This is a genomic window from Candidatus Nanopelagicus abundans (assembly GCF_002288305.1).
Taxonomy (GTDB): Bacteria; Actinomycetota; Actinomycetes; order Nanopelagicales; family Nanopelagicaceae; genus Nanopelagicus; species Nanopelagicus abundans.
Genome location: NZ_CP016779.1, coordinates 210,611 through 228,937 on the forward strand (window position 1 = coordinate 210,611; position 18,327 = coordinate 228,937).

At 38.9% G+C, this 18,327-nt stretch carries 17 protein-coding genes and 1 tRNA gene; 11 read left to right on the top strand and 7 right to left on the bottom strand.

The window, feature by feature from the left end:
- Positions 1–2: 2 nt before the first annotated feature.
- The 3 genes from mtrB (at position 3) to B1sIIB91_RS01135 (ending at position 6,004) form a co-directional block, all read left to right on the top strand.
- Positions 3–1,556 (top strand): MtrAB system histidine kinase MtrB, encoded by a 1,554-nt coding sequence (gene mtrB / locus B1sIIB91_RS01120; protein ID WP_095687808.1) that lies wholly within the window; start codon positions 3–5, stop codon positions 1,554–1,556.
- Between the two features lie 244 nt (positions 1,557–1,800).
- Positions 1,801–4,461 carry a preprotein translocase subunit SecA gene (gene secA, locus B1sIIB91_RS01130; RefSeq protein ID WP_095687809.1) on the top strand — a complete coding sequence of 887 codons (2,661 nt, stop codon included), beginning with the start codon at positions 1,801–1,803 and terminating at the stop codon, positions 4,459–4,461.
- Between the two features lie 76 nt (positions 4,462–4,537).
- Positions 4,538–6,004 (top strand): sensor histidine kinase, encoded by a 1,467-nt coding sequence (locus B1sIIB91_RS01135; protein WP_095687810.1) that lies wholly within the window; start codon positions 4,538–4,540, stop codon positions 6,002–6,004.
- Here B1sIIB91_RS01135 and B1sIIB91_RS01140 read toward each other — a convergent pair.
- Together B1sIIB91_RS01140 and B1sIIB91_RS01145 are read right to left on the bottom strand one after the other, a co-directional pair.
- Positions 6,001–6,270, bottom strand: a complete 270-nt coding sequence (locus B1sIIB91_RS01140) for a WhiB family transcriptional regulator (RefSeq protein WP_095687811.1) — start codon at positions 6,268–6,270, stop codon at positions 6,001–6,003. The genes B1sIIB91_RS01135 and B1sIIB91_RS01140 overlap by 4 nt on opposite strands.
- Positions 6,271–6,417: 147 nt before the next feature.
- Positions 6,418–6,489: transfer RNA gene (locus B1sIIB91_RS01145), tRNA-Arg, on the bottom strand.
- Positions 6,490–6,594: 105 nt separating this feature from the next.
- Between B1sIIB91_RS01145 and msrA the strand changes: the two genes are divergently transcribed.
- From msrA to B1sIIB91_RS01170, 6 genes are read left to right on the top strand one after another with little or no spacing between them, the layout of a single operon-like run.
- Positions 6,595–7,128, top strand: coding sequence for a peptide-methionine (S)-S-oxide reductase MsrA (gene msrA, locus B1sIIB91_RS01150; RefSeq protein ID WP_095687812.1), 534 nt, complete (start codon positions 6,595–6,597; stop codon positions 7,126–7,128).
- Positions 7,121–7,561, top strand: a complete 441-nt coding sequence (gene msrB, locus B1sIIB91_RS01155; protein ID WP_095687813.1) for a peptide-methionine (R)-S-oxide reductase MsrB — start codon at positions 7,121–7,123, stop codon at positions 7,559–7,561. Before msrA ends, msrB begins: the two co-directional genes overlap by 8 nt.
- Before the next feature lie 29 nt (positions 7,562–7,590).
- The gene (locus B1sIIB91_RS01160) at positions 7,591–8,724 is read left to right on the top strand and encodes a trans-sulfuration enzyme family protein (protein ID WP_095687814.1); all 1,134 of its coding nucleotides are present in this window, start codon (positions 7,591–7,593) and stop codon (positions 8,722–8,724) included.
- Entirely contained in the window at positions 8,725–9,210 is a 486-nt protein-coding gene (locus B1sIIB91_RS01165; protein ID WP_095687815.1) for a GNAT family N-acetyltransferase, read from the top strand.
- A 36-nt stretch (positions 9,211–9,246) separates the two neighbouring features.
- Positions 9,247–9,396 carry a hypothetical protein gene (locus B1sIIB91_RS06035; RefSeq protein ID WP_190279176.1) on the top strand — a complete coding sequence of 50 codons (150 nt, stop codon included), beginning with the start codon at positions 9,247–9,249 and terminating at the stop codon, positions 9,394–9,396.
- A complete protein-coding gene (locus B1sIIB91_RS01170; protein ID WP_095687816.1) occupies positions 9,397–9,777 on the top strand; it encodes a hypothetical protein in 381 nt (126 codons plus the stop codon).
- Here B1sIIB91_RS01170 and B1sIIB91_RS01175 read toward each other — a convergent pair.
- From B1sIIB91_RS01175 to B1sIIB91_RS01190, 4 genes are read right to left on the bottom strand one after another with little or no spacing between them, the layout of a single operon-like run.
- Positions 9,772–10,581, bottom strand: a complete 810-nt coding sequence (locus B1sIIB91_RS01175; RefSeq protein ID WP_095687817.1) for an ABC transporter ATP-binding protein — start codon at positions 10,579–10,581, stop codon at positions 9,772–9,774. The genes B1sIIB91_RS01170 and B1sIIB91_RS01175 overlap by 6 nt on opposite strands.
- Complete coding sequence (locus tag B1sIIB91_RS01180; protein ID WP_095687818.1) at positions 10,565–11,437, bottom strand: ABC transporter permease; 873 nt, start codon at positions 11,435–11,437, stop codon at positions 10,565–10,567. Before B1sIIB91_RS01180 ends, B1sIIB91_RS01175 begins: the two co-directional genes overlap by 17 nt.
- Positions 11,438–11,442: 5 nt before the next feature.
- Positions 11,443–12,342 (bottom strand): TerC family protein, encoded by a 900-nt coding sequence (locus B1sIIB91_RS01185; RefSeq protein ID WP_095687819.1) that lies wholly within the window; start codon positions 12,340–12,342, stop codon positions 11,443–11,445.
- Complete coding sequence (locus B1sIIB91_RS01190; RefSeq protein WP_095687820.1) at positions 12,343–13,731, bottom strand: FAD-binding oxidoreductase; 1,389 nt, start codon at positions 13,729–13,731, stop codon at positions 12,343–12,345.
- Positions 13,732–13,990: 259 nt separating this feature from the next.
- On the opposite strand from B1sIIB91_RS01190, the gene B1sIIB91_RS01195 reads away from it, so the two are divergent.
- Positions 13,991–15,385: an aspartate aminotransferase family protein gene (locus B1sIIB91_RS01195; RefSeq protein ID WP_095687821.1), complete on the top strand. Its 1,395-nt coding sequence runs from the start codon at positions 13,991–13,993 to the stop codon at positions 15,383–15,385.
- Between the two features lies 1 nt (position 15,386).
- Here the strand turns inward: B1sIIB91_RS01195 and B1sIIB91_RS01200 are convergent, their stop codons facing one another.
- Positions 15,387–16,871, bottom strand: a complete 1,485-nt coding sequence (locus tag B1sIIB91_RS01200; protein ID WP_095687822.1) for a CoA-acylating methylmalonate-semialdehyde dehydrogenase — start codon at positions 16,869–16,871, stop codon at positions 15,387–15,389.
- A gap of 114 nt (positions 16,872–16,985) precedes the next feature.
- Between B1sIIB91_RS01200 and B1sIIB91_RS01205 the strand changes: the two genes are divergently transcribed.
- The gene (locus B1sIIB91_RS01205) at positions 16,986–18,323 is read left to right on the top strand and encodes an aspartate aminotransferase family protein (RefSeq protein ID WP_095687823.1); all 1,338 of its coding nucleotides are present in this window, start codon (positions 16,986–16,988) and stop codon (positions 18,321–18,323) included.
- The last annotated feature ends 4 nt before the right edge of the window (positions 18,324–18,327 follow it).

Consider the following 18,327-nt stretch of genomic DNA (forward strand, 5'->3'; position numbering starts at 1 on the left):
TTATGCTGGATGTTAAGTCAAAGTTTAAACATTCATTAAGTTTTAAGGTATTGGTAACAAGCACTTTGCTGGCTATTCTAATAATTTCAACAGTTGGTTTTGTGATTCATAATCGAATTTCATCAATAATAATAAATGAAAAAATATCAATATCTAAAATTGAAACTAAGAATGCGCTACAGCTAGCACAAACAAGATTCAATAGTGCTAATTTAAAAAGTGATGAAAGTTTGAGTAAAGCAATTCAGCAATTCATTGCGTCTAGTGAGGAAGATGGTCTAATTTCTGGGCGTGAAACTATTCTTTTGCCCTTATCTAAGGATAATAAAGTATCGAATATCTATCAAACAGGTACAACTTTACTAGTTTTAAATTCAATTCCAAATAATTTTAGAGAAAAAACAAAAGCAAGTAAAGAAATTATAGTTGAAAGAACATCTGTTAAGTATTCTACTGGAATTAGTTTTCCTGGTTTTATAATTGGTAGTAAAATTAACATTCCAAAAACCGGCGTTTATGAAATATATTATATTTTCAAACTCGATAAACAGTTTCAAACCATTAATCAGCTAGAAGTCATTTTGATTTTTGGAGGGGTTTTATTGATATTGTTAATCGGTCTAAGTACACAATTTGTGATCCGCCAAGTAATCTCACCAGTTCAAGCTGCAGCATCTGTTGCTGAAAAATTCACACAAGGTGATCTATCTAGTCGAATGAAAATTTCAGATAGTACTGAATTTGCAAGTTTAGGTAATTCATTTAATGAAATGGCAGTATCGATTCAGCAGCAAATTTATCGGCTTGAGAACCTATCAATGCTTCAGCAAAGATTCGTCTCTGACGTTTCCCATGAACTACGAACGCCATTAACAACTTTAAGAATGGCAGCTGAAGTTATTTATCAAGGAAAAGATAATTTTGATCCTAGTATTGCAAGAAGTAGTGAGTTGCTAATTAATCAAATTGATCGATTTGAGCTACTACTCTCTGACTTACTAGAAGTGAGTAGGTTTGATGCTGAAGCAGCATCTATTGATATAACCACATTTAATATTGTTAACTTAGTGAAGAAAACAGTTGATTACCTTCACCCAAGCAAAGCCACAAAATTAATTATTGATTCACTAAGCGAATCGATTCCTATCCAGGCTGATCAAAGAAGAATTGAACGTATTCTCCGCAATCTCATTTCAAATGCTTTAGATCATAGTGAAGGCAAGAATGTAAAAGTTCGTATCGCAGAAAGTGATAATGAAGTAGCGGTAAGCGTTCGCGATTTTGGATTAGGTTTTAATGAAGAGGATGCACCTTTCTTATTTGATCGTTTTTGGCGAGCAGATCCATCTAGAGCTAGAACAAGTGGCGGAAGTGGACTTGGTCTTTCAATTGCCCTTGAAGATACAAAACTGCATCAAGGTCAATTGCTTGCTTGGGGTAGCCCGCACCAAGGTGCTCACTTTGTGTTAACACTGCCAAAAAATCACGGCACGTTAGTTCAATCATTTCCTATTGCATTAATACCAGAGGATAAATTATCTACAGTAGAAGAATAATTGCGATACTTAAGTAGAAATTGGCAATAAATTAACAAGATTCATTAAATTCCCAGGATGGATCTTTCCAATCGATGATCAGATTACTACCGGAGCATCAATTTGGGGGGTAAGGGCGTTGGCTGAAGCCAAAATCACCGTTAATGGGATAATTACTGCGTGTGCGGTGGGGCGTAATTCTCTAATACGATAAGCCACTCAGTATTTAGTCAATTCAAAAATTAGACACCAGTGGAGGCGCCTTGTGGGTTTATTAGACAAAATCTTGCGTGCTGGTGAAGGACGAGCTATTAAAGAGCTTGCAAAAATTTCAGTACAAGTTAATAAATTCGAACAAGAAGTTTCATCCTTAGATGATCAATCACTACGTGCTAAAACAGATAGTTTTAAAGAGCGTGTTAGTAAAGGTGAAACTTTAGATTCAATTTTGCCGGAAGTTTTTGCTGTTGTAAGAGAAGCTGCAAGACGCACGTTAGGACAACGTCATTACGATGTTCAGTTAATGGGTGGCGCCGCACTTCATAAAGGAAATATTGCAGAGATGAAAACTGGTGAAGGAAAAACTTTAGTTTCAACATTACCAGCATATTTAAATGCTCTTACTGGTAAAGGTGTTCATATAGTTACCGTAAATGATTATTTAGCAGAGCGTGATAGTGAATGGATGGGACGTGTTCATCGCTTTTTAGGTCTTAAAGTTGGAGTGATTCTTGCAAGCATGTCACCGGCTGAGCGACGAGAGGCATATGCAGCTGATATCACCTACGGAACAAATAATGAGTTTGGCTTTGATTATTTAAGAGACAACATGTCATGGTCATTGGCTGATTGTGTTCAAAGATCACATAATTTTGCAATTGTTGATGAGGTTGACTCGATTTTAATCGATGAGGCAAGAACACCTTTAATCATTTCTGGACCAGCTGATAAAGCAACTAAATGGTATGTCGAATTTGCAAATATTGTTGCAAGACTAAACCGAGATATTCATTATGAAGTAGATGAGAAAAAGCGAACAGTTGGTATTTTAGATGAGGGAGTTAGTAGGGTTGAAGAAGCGCTAGATATAAATAATTTATATGAATCAGCTAATACTCCAATGATTGGGTATTTAAACAATGCGATTAAGGCCAAAGAGTTGTTTAAACGAGATAAAGATTATGTAGTAATGAATGGTGAATTATTAATTGTTGATGAGCACACCGGTCGAATGTTGTCAGGGCGGCGATATAGCGAAGGACTTCACCAATCCCTTGAGGCAAAAGAACGTATTGAGATTCAGGATGAAAATCAGACCCTAGCCACAATTACTCTACAAAATTACTTCCGCCTCTATAAAAAGCTAAGCGGTATGACAGGTACGGCTATGACAGAGGCCTCTGAATTTATGCAGATTTATAAACTAGGTGTGATTCCAATTCCAACTAATAAAAAAATGCAACGTATTGATCAATCTGATTTAATTTATAAATCTGAAGTAGGTAAATTTACTGCTGTAGCTGAAGATATTGCTGCACGACATAAAAAAGGCCAGCCCGTATTAGTCGGAACAGTTAGCGTTGAAAAATCTGAGGAGCTATCGGCAATTCTAAAACGCCGTGGTATCGCCCATGAAGTATTAAATGCTAAGCAACATGAACGTGAAGCTGCAATTATTGCAAGAGCTGGAACAGTTAGCGCTGTAACTGTTGCAACTAATATGGCAGGCCGTGGTACTGACATTATGCTGGGTGGAAATCCTGAATTTATGGCTGATTTTGAATTACAACGCCAAGGATTAAATCCTGTAGAAACTCCAGAAGATTATGAAAAAGCTTGGCCTGCTGAAATCACTAAGCAAAAAGAATCAGTTGCAAAAGAACACGAAACGGTAGTTTCACTAGGTGGACTTTATGTTTTAGGAACAGAGCGCCATGAATCTAGGAGAATTGATAATCAGTTAAGAGGTAGATCTGGTCGCCAAGGAGATCCTGGTGAGTCAAGATTTTATTTATCATTACAAGATGAACTAATGCGCAGATTTAACTCTGGATTAGTTGAGCGATTCTTAGGAGCAGCTGGCATGCCGGAGGAGACTCCACTGGAATCAAAAATTGTTAGTAATGCAATTAAATCCGCACAGACTCAGGTTGAATCACTAAACTTTGAAATGCGCAAGAATGTTTTAAAGTATGACGATGTAATGAATAAACAGCGTGAAGTTGTTTACTCAGAGCGCCGTGAAGTACTTGAAGGCGCTGATATTAAAGACTTAGTGCGTAAATTTTTAGACGAAACTGTCACCGCCTACGTTGACGCTGCGACTGCTTCTGGTGTGGCTGAAGATTGGGATCTAGAAACTCTATGGGTAGCTCTAAAGGGATTATTTCCGATCTCATTCACTGTAGAAGAGTTGTTAAATGAAATCGGTGGAGCCTCATCTTTAGATAGTGAATTCTTACTTGACCGGATCTTAACTGAGGCAAATTTGGCTTATGAAAAGCGAGAGAGTGAACTTTCTTCAGCAGTAATGCGAGAGCTTGAGCGAAAGATATTACTATCGGTATTAGATCGAAAATGGCGAGAGCATCTTTATGAAATGGATTACCTACAAGAAGGAATTGGTTTACGCGCTATGGCGCAGCGAGATCCACTTGTTGAGTACCAGCGAGAAGGATTTGATTTATTCTCAGCAATGATGGACGCAATTAAAGAAGAGTTAGTTAGTTACTTATTTCATGCGGAGGTACAAGTTGAAGGTGATCAAGTTGGTGCTAAGGGACTTACCCCAACACCAGCACCAGTTACTCAACTTCAATATTCAGCTGCTGAAATTGAATCTACACCAGCAGGTGGAACTTCTAAAAACGCACCTTGTCCATGTGGTTCTGGTAAAAAATATAAAAGGTGTCACGGACAGGCTTAAAGTAAACTCAATTAAGTACGAACCTATATTTTTTTGCTAACTTCTTCAAAAGTAGTACTACCTCTACCATTGGCCCATGGCCACCTTCATCGAGTTAATCTCAGATAACTCAAAACTAACCCCTGATCAAGTTGATCATCTTGAGCAATTAGTTGCCGAGTGGCGTTTGCTAGCAGATTTATCTTTTGCAGATTTAGTTTTATGGCTACCAATTAGAAAAGATGAAAAATCTTGGCCAGTTGGCTACATAGCAATAGCACAAATACGCCCAACAACTGCCGCTACTGTATTTAGTAATGATTTAATTGGATCAACAATTGACTGGGGAGTAAGACAAAAGATTGATCAAGCTTTATCAGAGAGTGAAATAGTAAGAGATACTGCGCCCGAACTTGTTGGCGAGATAATGATTAAAGAAGAAAGTATTCCAGTCATTTTTGAAGGCAAAACCTTAGCCGTTATTTCAAGACATCGGAATGCAGATCTAATGCGGCTTCCATCTAAGCTTGAATTAAATTATCGCGAAATTGCTCACAAAATATTTCGGATGGTTACCGAAGGAAGTTTTCCAATCCGTAATAGTATTTATAACTCTGAGTCAACTCCCAGAGTTGGTGATGGATTAATTAGGTTAGATGCCAATGGAATAATTTTTTTCGCAAGCCCAAATGCGCGCTCAGCATTATCTAGAGTTGGCTATCAAAGTGAGATTGAGAAGCAAAATCTAGGTGAGGTATTTGCAAGCCTTGCTAAAGGTAATACGCAACCAACTGATGAATCTTGGCAAACATTACTTAGCGGAAAGTTTTTGCGCAGAACAGAGTATGAAAGTACTGACGGTGTACTTGATATTTTAGTAATCCCATTAATTGAGGCGGGAGATCGAATTGGTGCAATCGTTTTACTTCATAATGTTACTGAGCTACGAAATCGTGATCGTGCATTAATTACTAAAGATGCAACAATTAAAGAGATTCATCATCGAGTTAAAAATAATCTACAAACAGTCTCAGCACTACTGCGCCTGCAATCGAGGCGGGTGGAGGATCCAGTTGCTAGTGCTGCACTATCAGAGGCGGTAAGAAGAGTTGCTTCTATTGCTCTAGTTCATGAAACCTTATCTAACCAATCAACTGAGTCAGTGGAGTTTGATCAAGTTTTTGATCAGATAGTTAAGAACTCAATTGAGCTAAATCCTAGGAAAATTAACTTTACAAAGATAGGCAGTTTTGGAGCTTTTGATTCTAAAGTCGCAACTGCTCTCTCCTTAGTAGTAACTGAATTAATTCATAACTCACTTGAGCATGGATTAAGTGAAGTGGGCGATGAGCTAAGTGTTGAAATAGTAAAAAAGGGTAATAATTACACGGTCGCAGTTTGCGATAACGGAGCTGGCTTACCCACTGATTTTAATCTAGAGAAATCCGCTAATTTAGGTCTTCAGATTGCTAATACTCTTACTAAAAACGAATTAAATGGAAGTATAAAATTATTTAGAGATGGTGATTTAACAAAAGGTGAAGTAACTTTTAAAGCTAATTAAAAAGTATTTTGGTTTTCGATCTGCCTTGCTCGATTACGAGCAGCTCTTCGTTTCATAGCACGTCGCTCATCTTCAGATAAGCCTCCCCAAACACCAGCATCTTGACCACTTTCAAGTGCCCAAGCAAGGCATGGATCTTTAACCGAACATCTATTACAAATCTTTTTAGCCTCTTCAATTTGAGCTAATGCAGGACCGGTGTTGCCGACTGGAAAGAAAACCTCTGGATCTTCTTCGCGACAAGCAGCTTCATGTCGCCAATCCATAGGGCAGTCAACTCCTTCATGAAAAAAGTAGATTTGTTAAAAACCAGATTTACCTGGGTATTCTCTCCTTAATTTAATTAATACACAAGGATATTTTGATGTGAAGTATAAAAATTTTTAGAATTCATCTCATTATGAGTAAAGATGTGCCCCCGGCAGGATTTGAACCTGCGCACCCGCCTCCGGAGGGCGGTGCTCTATCCCCTGAGCTACGGGGGCTGAATTAACAGCCAACAGATCAAAGGTTATCAGTTGCTTATATAGCAATATTTTTCAAGTGCTTTTGAGATTGCACACATTTAATTTATAAGAGAGAATTAGCGAATGAGCCACACTGCATATTTTGCAACTGGATGTTTTTGGGGAGCAGAGCGAAGATTTTGGCAATTAGCCGGAGTTATTCAAACTTCAGTCGGATATATGGGTGGAAATAAACCTGATCCAACTTATAAAGAAGTTTGCACTGGCACGACAAATCATGCTGAGATAGTAGAAGTTATTTATGATCCAGATCAGATCTCTTATGAGAGATTACTAGCTGAATTTTGGGTAATGCATGATCCAACTTCACTAAATAAGCAAGGTGGAGACATTGGTAGTCAATATCGCTCTGCAATATTTACTACTTCTGCTCAGCAAATGGATAAAACACTTGAAAGTAAAAGTATTTACCAAACAGAGTTAACTAAAAACGGTATGGATGAAATTGTTACACAAATTTCACCAGCCTCTGGTATTACTTATTGGTTAGCTGAGGAGTATCACCAGAAGTACTTAATTAAGAATCCAAATGGTTATGACTGTCATTCATCAACTGGTGTCGCCTACCCACTGTTGACATCTAGCACTAATGAATGAAATAACACCGATTAATTCCAATGGGAATCCCTACCCAATTAAAGTTGATGAGGATGAATTAAAAAAACGGGTTGACCCACTTTCATATGCTGTGCTTAGAAAAGCTGCAACTGAAACTGCCTTCACAGGTGAATACACCGATAGCGAAATAATTGGGGTCTATAAGTGCAAGGCATGTAGCGCGGAACTATTTAGATCAGAGACAAAGTTTCATTCTGGTTGTGGGTGGCCTTCATTTTATGCACCAACAGAAAATGATGCAGTTGAACTAATTGAAGATCGCTCACTTTTCCCAAGAGTTAGAACCGAGGTTAGGTGCGCAGGCTGTGGTTCACACCTTGGCCACGTCTTTACGGGTGAAGGGTATGCGGTCCCAACCGATCAAAGATGGTGTATTAATTCGGTAGCGCTAGTGCTGGAATCGAAAAACTAGTTACACCTTAATGAGTTAGGCTCTAACCTATGAGTAACGATAATGATTGGGAAAAGTTAACTACCGAATCTAAGGTTGTTTCTGTAGGTAGGCCAGTTAAAAAACCAGACGGTGGTCTTAATCCACCTATTGCACTTAATTCAACTTTTCATACCGGTGGCCCAATTGGTTATGCAAGATCTGGTAACGAAACATGGAGTGCACTAGAGGATGCAATCTCATCCCTTGAAGGTGGAAAAACTTTAATCTTCTCATCTGGCATGGCAGCAATTGGAGCCATACTTTCAATATTACCAAGTAAGGCAATAATTGTTGCAGCAAAAAATGGTTATCAAGGAACGACTACTTTGTTAAAAAATCTACATGATAATGGAAAACTTACAGTTAGGTTTGTAGATGTTGCTAATACCAAAGAAGTATTAGCTGCTATACCAGGTGCAAAAATAGTTCATTTAGAATCACCTGTAAATCCATTACTTGATGTCGCAGATTTGCCACAATTAATTAAGTTTGCAAAAGATTCCAGTTGCTTGGTATCTATTGATAACACTTTTGCAACTCCAATGAATCAAAATCCACTAGCAATGGGCGCAGATATATGTATGCATTCTGTAACTAAATACTTATCTGGCCATAGTGATGTGCTTTTAGGTTCACTTAGTACGAAAGATTCAGAACTTTATTCAAGCCTAGAGCAGGCTCGAAAATATGGTGGCGCAATTGCTGGTCCATTTGAGGCTTGGTTGGCACTTCGCGGAATTAGAACATTTGCTATTCGTATGCAACGCTCACAAGAAAATGCACTAGAACTTGCTAAGCGATTAGCTAATGATCCTAGGGTTAGCAAAGTTCGCTATCCAGGCTTGGCTAGCGATCCAAATCATGAACTAGCAAAATCATTTATGAAAGGTTTTGGCGCAATGATCTCATTTGAGCCAATTGGAACCCCTGATCAGGTTGATCTAATGTGTGATTCAGCTAAATTAATTACCAATGCAACCTCTTTAGGTGGTGTTGAATCTATCTGGGAGCGCCGGCGTAGATGGGCAACTGAGAGTGAAACAATTCCAGAGAATCTAGTTCGTTTTTCAGTTGGAATCGAAAATGTTGATGATTTATGGTCAGATATTAAATCTGCTTTTGACGCCGCAAAAATTAGCTAAATGTCAGTAGTAATTCGACCTGCCACAGTCGGTGATCTGGCAGATATATTTCGATTTATCCACGCCCTTGCCGAGTATGAAAAGGCACCAAATGAGGTGCTTCTTTCAACTACTGATTTAGAGCAATCATTTTTTGGTGTAAACCCACAGGTCTACTGTCTGCTTTCTGAATTAGACGGAGTAGTAACAGGTATTGCAATCTGGCACCTAAATTACTCAACCTGGCTGGGCAAGCACGGTATGTATTTAGAGGATCTATTTGTTGACCCAAAGTATCGAGGCAGCGGCCACGGCAAGGCATTACTTGTAAGGCTGGCACAGATTTGTATTGAAAAGGATTACCCAAGATTTCAGTGGTGGGTTCTAGATTGGAATGATCTAGCAATTGATTTCTATAAATCACTTGGGGCCCAACCTATGGATGAGTGGACTGTCTTTCGCCTTACTGGGAATTCACTTAAAAAACTGGCCTCGGAAGGTTATTAGTTAGCACCGTCGATAAATAAAGAGTAGATTTATCCCATGATCAAAGCCTTTAAAAGACTGATAGCACTATTTGCTGGTGTGTTAGTTGCTTTTGGCGCGATCAAAACTTTGTTTAATTGGTTAGCCCGCACCGAAAGTGATGAATACGAAGTGTGGAGTGATGAAGAAGAGCGAGAAGACGCTTAATTGAGTAGTGAGTACATTCCCGGCAGTTGCAATATTGGTACTGGAGAAATAAGACGCAGGCAAGCAGTAGCACTATTTGGTCTTTTCTTAACAATATTTTCTATAACCACGCTTTTAGCAACAGATCAAAATAAATCTGCCCGTTTATCTATATTCATTCCTGCAATGATTTTTTCAATTGGTTTTATTCAGTCTAGATCAAAGTTCTGCCTTGCGTATGGCCTTGCTGGTACATTTAATTTTGATCGGTTAGGAAAGATTTCAAAAGTTGGATCTGCTGCCGATCGCACGGCAGATAGAAAAACAGCGGTTCTAATTTTAATTAAATCTGTTGCGTTAGCAGCATTAATTACAGCAGTATTTTTTGTAATACCCCTATAAATCTTCATAGCTTGAGGGCAATTCACCAACATTTAAAAACTTTAAGTATTGCTCAGTAATATCTTCTGGTTTTCCTGAAGCGAGCATTTTACCTTTATGTAGCCAAATTGCTCGATCACATAATTCATTTAGGGATGAAAGAGCATGTGAGACTATTAATATAGTTCTCGCCTCTGCGCAAAGCTCGCGCATTCGATTAAAGGATTTTTCTTTAAATGCTGCATCCCCTGCGGAAAGTGCCTCATCTAATAGCAAAATGTCAGGTGTCATATTTACGGCAACTGCAAATGCAACTCGAGAGTACATTCCATTGCTATAAGTTCGAACTGGCATATCAATAAATCCTTCTGGTAAATCTGCAAACTCAGCTATGGAATCTGTTTGTGACTGGATTTCAGATTTGCTCATACCAGCTGCTAAACCACCTAAAATAATATTATCGCGGCCCGATAAAGCTTTATTAAAGCCAACTCCAAGAGCTAGCAGAGTAGAGATTCTGCCGTTAACTGTGATTTGCCCACTAGTTGGCGGCAATATTCCTGCAATTGATCTCATTAATGTTGATTTTCCAGCACCATTTGCGCCAACAATTCCAACAACAGAACCATGGGGAATATCTAAACTTAAATTTTTAACCGCTTCTACCGTTCTAGTTCTAACCCGCTCACCTTTACTAGCACGCATGATTGCATTCTTTAAAGTTTTTTTAGACTCAACATTAATTTTATAACTTATTGACAGATCATTAATTCTAATTGCCAGGTTATCTGGCAATGATTTAGCAGATTTAGATTCGGACAGCAAAGTCACGCTCCCTTGATATGAAAAAGTATGAACCTATTAAAAATGAAATAAGAGCCCAACTTATGCAACCTATTAATTGAGCCAAGGTTGGTAGTTGCCCATCTATCCAAATTCTAGAGTTTGCAGACAAAATTGGCCCTAGGGGATTTAGATAAAGAATTATGCGATAGCTAGCATTTAGCATTTCTGGCTGCCAAAGAATCGGTGAGGCATAAAGCCAAATTCGCATGATGTAGGAGAGCAGCTTAGTTGTATCTCTAAAATAAACATTTAGGGCGGCAAATAAAAGTGATAATCCAAAACTAGTTATTACTAAAAGTAAAAAAAGAATTGGTAGTAACAAATAGTTCAAGGAAAGTCCTGGTAGTGAAGTATCATTTAAAAATATTTTCCCACCAAGTACTATTAAAACATAGATAGGTATTGTTGGAAGAAACTGCTTTGCTGCACTTATCGCACTAGATAACGGTAGTAGTGATCTTGGGAATGCTTGATTTAAAATTAGACTTCCACCTGATGTAATTGACTGCGCACCTAAGAGAATACAGTTTTGTGCAAAATAGAAGGTAAATAAACCAATTAATATGTGGCACAAGGTTGTAAATCCACCACCCTGGCCTCTACCACCTTGAATAATTGTTACAAGTAAAAAATAAATAACAGCTAGGAATAATGGATTTAAAACTAACCAAACTTTTCCAAGTTTTGAATCCAGATATTCAGCCTTATCGGAAAATTTTGATAACTCAGTAGCAAATTCGCGCCGGCGCCAAAAATCTCGGAAATACGGTTTAAGTGGGGGAAGAGTTGAGCGATGAGGCTCAAAAACTTGAATCTTATTACCACCCTCATTCATGAGGGCTATTCTGCCACCTTTGATTTAGAACTTACGACCAGACTTGCGATTGCTGTAATCGTAAGCGTGCCAATAATGAATGTGAGTGAGAATGGCAATGAGATTTCTGGGATATCAACACCAAATAAGATATGGATTCCAACACCGTGGAACGCTTCAATAATTAACTTAATACCAATAAATCCTAGTACGATCGAAAGGCCCTTTGTTAGATAAATTAATCTAGACATTAAGCCACCGATCAAAAAGTAAAGCTGGCGAAGTCCCATTAGCGCAAATGCATTTGCGGTAAAGACGATATATGGATCTTTAGTTAATCCAAATATCGCAGGTATTGAATCTAACGCAAATATCAAATCTGTAACCGCAATTGCTACTAAAACAATTGCTAGTGGGGAGGCACCTTTCTTTCTAAACAAGGTAATTAACTTGCCCTCTTTCCATTCTTTTTCACCAGACTCATTAATTAATTTATAAGCTGTATAAAGTAAAAAAGCTCCAAATATGAAAAATATCCAGGTATATCTTGAAATAGCAGCAGAGCCGAGAGCAATAAATATTCCTCTTAAAATAAGTGCCATGATGATTCCAACTAATAAAACTAATTGCTGCTTTGTTTTATCAATCTGAAATCGAGCAAGAATTAGAATAAATATAAATAGATTATCAATAGATAGGGAGTACTCAGTGATCCAACCAGCAAAAAACTCACTTCTAGCTTGTGTGGTGTTCCAAACACCTAGAGAATAGCCAAACGCAATTGCAGCGCTTACATAAAAAACTGTCCAGGCAGTTGCCTCCTTAATAGATGTCTCTTTGTTGCGCCTGATTACAGCGAGTGCTAAATCAAAGGCTAGAACAGCTAGTAAAACGGCAATCGTTACTTCCCAGACGGTAGCGCTCACTTAGTTAAATACCTTTCCAGGATTTAATATGTTATTTGGATCTAACGTTAGTTTAATTGATCGCATAATATTAACTGCTGGTGCCCCAGTTTCTTCAATTAAAGCCTGAATTTTACCTGAGCCAATTCCGTGTTCACCCGTGCATGTTCCACCCATTTCAATCATCTTCATAGTTATCTCATGGGTTATGTGACGTACATCCTCTAACTCCTCTGGTTTTGCTGGATCTGTTATTACAAAGCAATGAAAATTTGCATCAGCTACATGTCCTAAAATCGAATATGGGTATGGATGTTTAGCAAGGATTTGATCTGCAACAGATACTGCATCGGCAAGCTTTGAAAGCGGCACAGCTGCATCTGTACTAACTGCGCGCTTTCCTGGATTAGCTGCAATTCCTGCCCAATAAGCATTATGTCGTGCTTGCCATAATTTACGACGGGCGCCTTCATCACTTGTCCATTCAAACTCTGATCCACCAAAATCTTCAACGATTTCTTTAACTGACTGCGCATCCTCTGCCACACCGGCTGGTGAACCATGGAACTCAAAAAATAAAGTTGGCATCTCTGTCAGCGTGAGCCCATCATGAGCGTTAACATTTTTAATACACTTAGCATCTAAAAATTCACACCTTGCGATGGAAATACCAGATCTAACAATTGCAGTTGCTGCGTTAACTCCATCGGCTAAGCTATCAAATCTAACTATTGCAGCCGCCATTTTCTCAGGGATTCCAAATATCCGAAGTGTTAATTCAGTGATAACAGCAAGTGTTCCTTCTGAGCCAACTAATAATCTAGTTAGATCATAACCTGCTGATAATTTTCTAGTTTCACGTCCAGTATTAAAAATTGTGCCATCTGCCATTACCGCTGTCATTGCCAAAACATTATCTCGCATAGATCCATAGCGAACTGTGGTTGTGCCAGCGGCGCCAGTTGAAGCCATGCCACCTAATGTGGCGTCCGCTCCTGGATCAACTGAGAAAAATAAACCAGCACTTGCCAATTTTTCATTCAACGCAATTCGATGCACGCCAGGTTGAACTCTTACAATTAAGTCATCTGCTCTTACTTCAATTATTTTATTCATCGCAGTTAAATCAAGTGAGATACCACCAAATAATGGAAGTACATGGCCCTCAAGTGAGGAGCCAGCACCGAATGCAACCACTGGAATCTTTTCGGTATTGCAATATGCTAAAACTTTTGCAACCTCTTCAGTATTTTGGGGCATTACAACTGCAGATGGACGAACCGGTGGGATTGCAGATTCATCTCTACCGTGTTGGTCAAGCACAGTTTCATTGGTTGATACCAAACCAGTTACTAAACTTTTTAAATGTTCAATTTGAACTGGAGTTAAGTCAACGCGCTTATTCACCATTGGTAGATCATACCTGTAATAAATTTATAGATATTTATGCTTAAAATTCAACCCCTCAAGTTTTAAATGAGAGTTTAATTATGGTCGGTTTCGTATGTATGAAAAGTCACAATAATTTTATAATCACAATAATCTACGCATGAATCACAATAGTTGATTTAAATTATTACTCTGTTAAACTCAGGAAGTAAGAAACTTAGACTAGGAGAATGTTCTTTAATTTCGGTTCATTTAGAACCATGTTAAGTACAAAGCCGCAGTGAAAACCCAAACGCATCATCCTCAAACCTTTCGTTCAGTTCCTACACATTCAAAGCCGCTTGATAGCGCAAGATTAGAAAAACTTTTAGAGCAACAATTAGATTTATATAAAACAAAATTACTTAGTTCAGGTCTTGAATATCAATTAGCTGTGCAAAACATTCCACTGGGAGCGCATTCAACCTTCCAATCATTTGAGCCTTATCCAATCTCAATTGCGTCCGCTAAAGGTGCATGGATGACTGATGTGGATGGGCGCAAGATGCTTGATCTATCCATGGGCTTTGGTTCAATGTTGGTAGGTCACCTAAATCCAGAGGTTGTCTCTGAGGTTCGCGCATCACTTGATGTTGGAACTTTGTATACCGCTCCATCTCCAATATCTAGAGATGCTGCTGAGCGGCTATGTCGAAGATTTGGCATTGAACAAATACGTTTTACCAACTCAGGAACTGAATCAACTATGTATGCAGTTAGAACTGCTCGTGCATATACCGGTAAAGAGGGAGTAGTAAAGGTTGAAGGTGGCTACCACGGAAGTGGTGATGCGCTAATGGTCTCGACCAAGCCTTCTCTCGAAAAAGCCGGACCAGCTGATTCACCTAACTCAGTTATTGGAAATGCATCAGTACCCGGTGAGTCATATGTTGTGCCATTTAATAACATCCAAGCTTTAGAGAATGTATTTAGTAAACATGCCAAAACAATTGCTTGTTTTATTGTGGAGCCAGTTTTAGAAAATATTGGAATAGTTTTACCTGATGAGGGTTATTTAGAAGCAGTTAGATCACTATGTGATCAATACAAAATCGTTTTAATTTTTGATGAGGTTAAGACTGGTTTAACAGCAGGACCACAAGGTGCTGCGCAACGTTTGGGCGTAATCCCAGATTTGATTTGTATGGCTAAATCAATTGGTGGCGGAATTCCGCTTGCAGCTTTTGGTGGTAAGGCTGAATTTATGCAACCAGTAACTGATGGACGCATGCCACACCTTGGAACATTTAATGGACACATCATGGCAATGGCTGCAGTAAGAGCAGTAGATAAAGTTTGTACACCGGCAGCTCTTGAAAAAGCTGAGTCATTAAATATTCAAGCACTAACTCGAATTCGCGAAATAATTGATGAGTTTGAATTACCAGCCCACACAGTTGGTTTTGGTGTAAAAGGGTGTGTTACTTGGTCTGATAAGCCAGTTCGTAACTACCGAGATTATAAAGCGACTGATTTTCAAATAGCAGAGTTATCATTTTTATGGTCACTAAATCACGGAATTATGACGCCACCTGGATTAGATGAGCAATGGCTAATTAGTCTGGCTCATGATCAAGGCGAGGTTGATTTTATGGTTAATGATTTTAAGGAGCTTGCAAAAACATTACGCGGGTAATTTAGGTATTTTGCGGAAATCCTAAATTAATTCCACCATGGCTTGGATCTAACCAGCGAGATGTAACAACTTTTCCTCGGGTAAAGAAGTGAACACCCTCAGTTCCATGTGCATGTGAATCACCAAATAACGAGTTCTTCCAACCGCCAAATGAGAAGTAAGCCATAGGTACTGGAATAGGAACATTTATTCCAACCATTCCAACTTCGACCTCATTTTGAAACCTTCTAGCAGCGCCACCATCATTGGTAAATATTGCAGTTCCATTTCCGTATTGATGATCATTTACTAACTTAAGTGCCTCATCATAAGTTTTAACCCGAATAACACTTAAGACTGGGCCAAATATCTCCTCTAAATAAATGCTCATATCAGGCTTTACATGATCAAATAAAGTTGGTCCAAGCCAAAAACCATCACCAGCCATTTCAACATTTCGCCCATCAACTACTACCGTTGCGCCATCCTTCTCGCCAGCATTTATATAGGAAGCAACTTTGTCGCGATGAACCTTTGTTACAAGCGGTCCCATGTCAGCATTGGTTGTGCCATCACCTGTTTTAATCTTTAATGCCCTGATTTTAATTTTTTCAATTAACTTATCAGCGATTGGCTCTACGGCAATAATTGCTGAGATTGCCATACATCGCTCACCAGCTGAACCAAAGCCGGCGTTTATTGCAGCATCTGCTGCCAATTCTAGATCAGCATCAGGTAGGACGATCATGTGATTTTTTGCTCCACCTAACGCCTGCACTCGCTTTCCAGCTTTTGTGCCATTCTCATATACATACTTTGCAATTGAAGTTGAACCAACAAATGAAATTGATTTAATTCCTGGATGAGTAAGGAGTGCATCAACTGCAACCTTGTCACCGTGTACAACATTAAATACACCATCAGGCAATCCAGCCTCTTTTAGAAGATTAGCAATAAACATAATTGCGCTCGGATCTTTTTCTGAGGGCTTAATAATTACAGTATTTCCACACGCAATTGCAATTGGGAAAAACCACATTGGCACCATTGCTGGAAAATTAAATGGTGAAATTATCGCAACTGGTCCAAGTGGTTGGCGGATTGAATAAACATCCACGCCAGTTGAGACCTCTTCTGAAAAACCACCTTTAAGTAGATGAGGTATGCCACATGCAAATTCAACTACTTCAAGTCCTCTAGTTACCTCACCTTGAGCATCACTTAAAACTTTTCCATGCTCTGCAGTTATTAATTCAGCTATTTTTTCTTTATTCTTATTAACTAACTCACGAAATGCGAATAAAACCTGCGTGCGTTTTGTAAGGGAACTATGTCGCCAAGAATCAAAGGCAGAACTTGCTACCTGTACAGCTTTATTCACAGTTGCAAGGTCAGCAAAATTTACTGTGCCAGAAATTTTTCCAGTTGCAGGATTAAATATCTCGCCCACCTGCGCTGCCTTATCAGTAGAGAGTGAGCCATTAATCCAGTGCGAAACAGTTTTCATATCCCAACAATACTTGAGATTTTACTATGACCAATACCGTCCGCCTAGGAAAAAGTGCGCATAAGTGCTTAGATTGGCCACCACTAAGAAACTTTATTGAGAAATTGGAGTGCTGTGAGTAGCCCTATAAATGATCCAGATAAGGCAGCGAAAGTATTTGCAGATGATCGGGCAAATGTTTTTCACTCTTGGTCAGCACAAGCCCAAATCTCACCAATGGCAATTGCCGGGGGAGCCGGATCTTATTTTTGGGATTTCACAGGTAAAAAGTATTTAGACTTTTCATGCCAGCTAGTCTTTACAAATATTGGCCATCAACATCCAAAAGTTATTGAAGCAATTAAGGCACAAGCTGATATTTTAACAACAGTTGCCCCACAGCATGCAAATGAAGCACGTAATGAAGCTGCTAAAAGAATTATTGAAGTATCAGGTGATAGTTTTAAAAAAGTTTTCTTTACTAATGCAGGAGCTGATGGGGTAGAGAACGCAGTTAGAATGGCAAGACTACATACTCATAAACATAAGATTCTTTCTACATATCGCTCCTACCACGGCAATACTGGTGCTGCGATTAATGCAACAGGGGATCCAAGAAGATTTCCAAATGAATTTGGATATGGGCATGTTCACTTTTGGGGTCCATATCTTTATCGTTCTCCATTTTGGGCAACTAGTCAGGAACAAGAATGTCAGCGTGCACTTGAGCATTTAGAGCAAACAATAATTTTTGAAGGACCAAAAACAATTGCAGCTATATTAATTGAATCAGTACCAGGAACAGCTGGAGTTTTAATTCCACCTGCAGGTTACTTAGATGGAATACGAGCACTTTGTGATAAGTATGGAATTTTATGGATAGCTGATGAAATTATGGCTGGTTTTGGTAGAACTGGTAAATGGTTTGCATATCAGCACTCAAAATCTTCGCCAGACTTAATTGTCTTTGCAAAAGGTGTGACCTCTGGCTATGTGCCACTAGGTGGAGTAGTTATATCTGAACCAATTACTAAAAGCTTTGATGAACAGGTATTTCCGGGCGGACTTACTTACTCTGGCCATCCACTTGCTTGCGCAACAGCTGTTGCAACGATTGATGTAATGAAGAGTGAAAAAATGTTGGAAAACGCTACTGCAATTGGAGAAAAAATACTTGGTCCTGGACTTCATGAGTTAGCAAAGAAGCATCAGGTAATGGGTGACATTCGTGGCGCTGGTGTGTTCTGGGGAATAGATATGGTCACCGATCGAAATTCACGCGAGCCTCTTGCTCCTTATGGTGCATCTAGTCCAAAGATGAATGAGATTGTTGCAACTTGTAAGAAAAATGGCTTAATGCCGTTTAATAATTTCAACCGAATTCATATGGTGCCGCCATGTAATATTTCAGAGGCTGATACTAAATCAGGTTTAGAATTATTGTCTAAGTCATTATCAGAGGTTGGTCTCTAGTGAT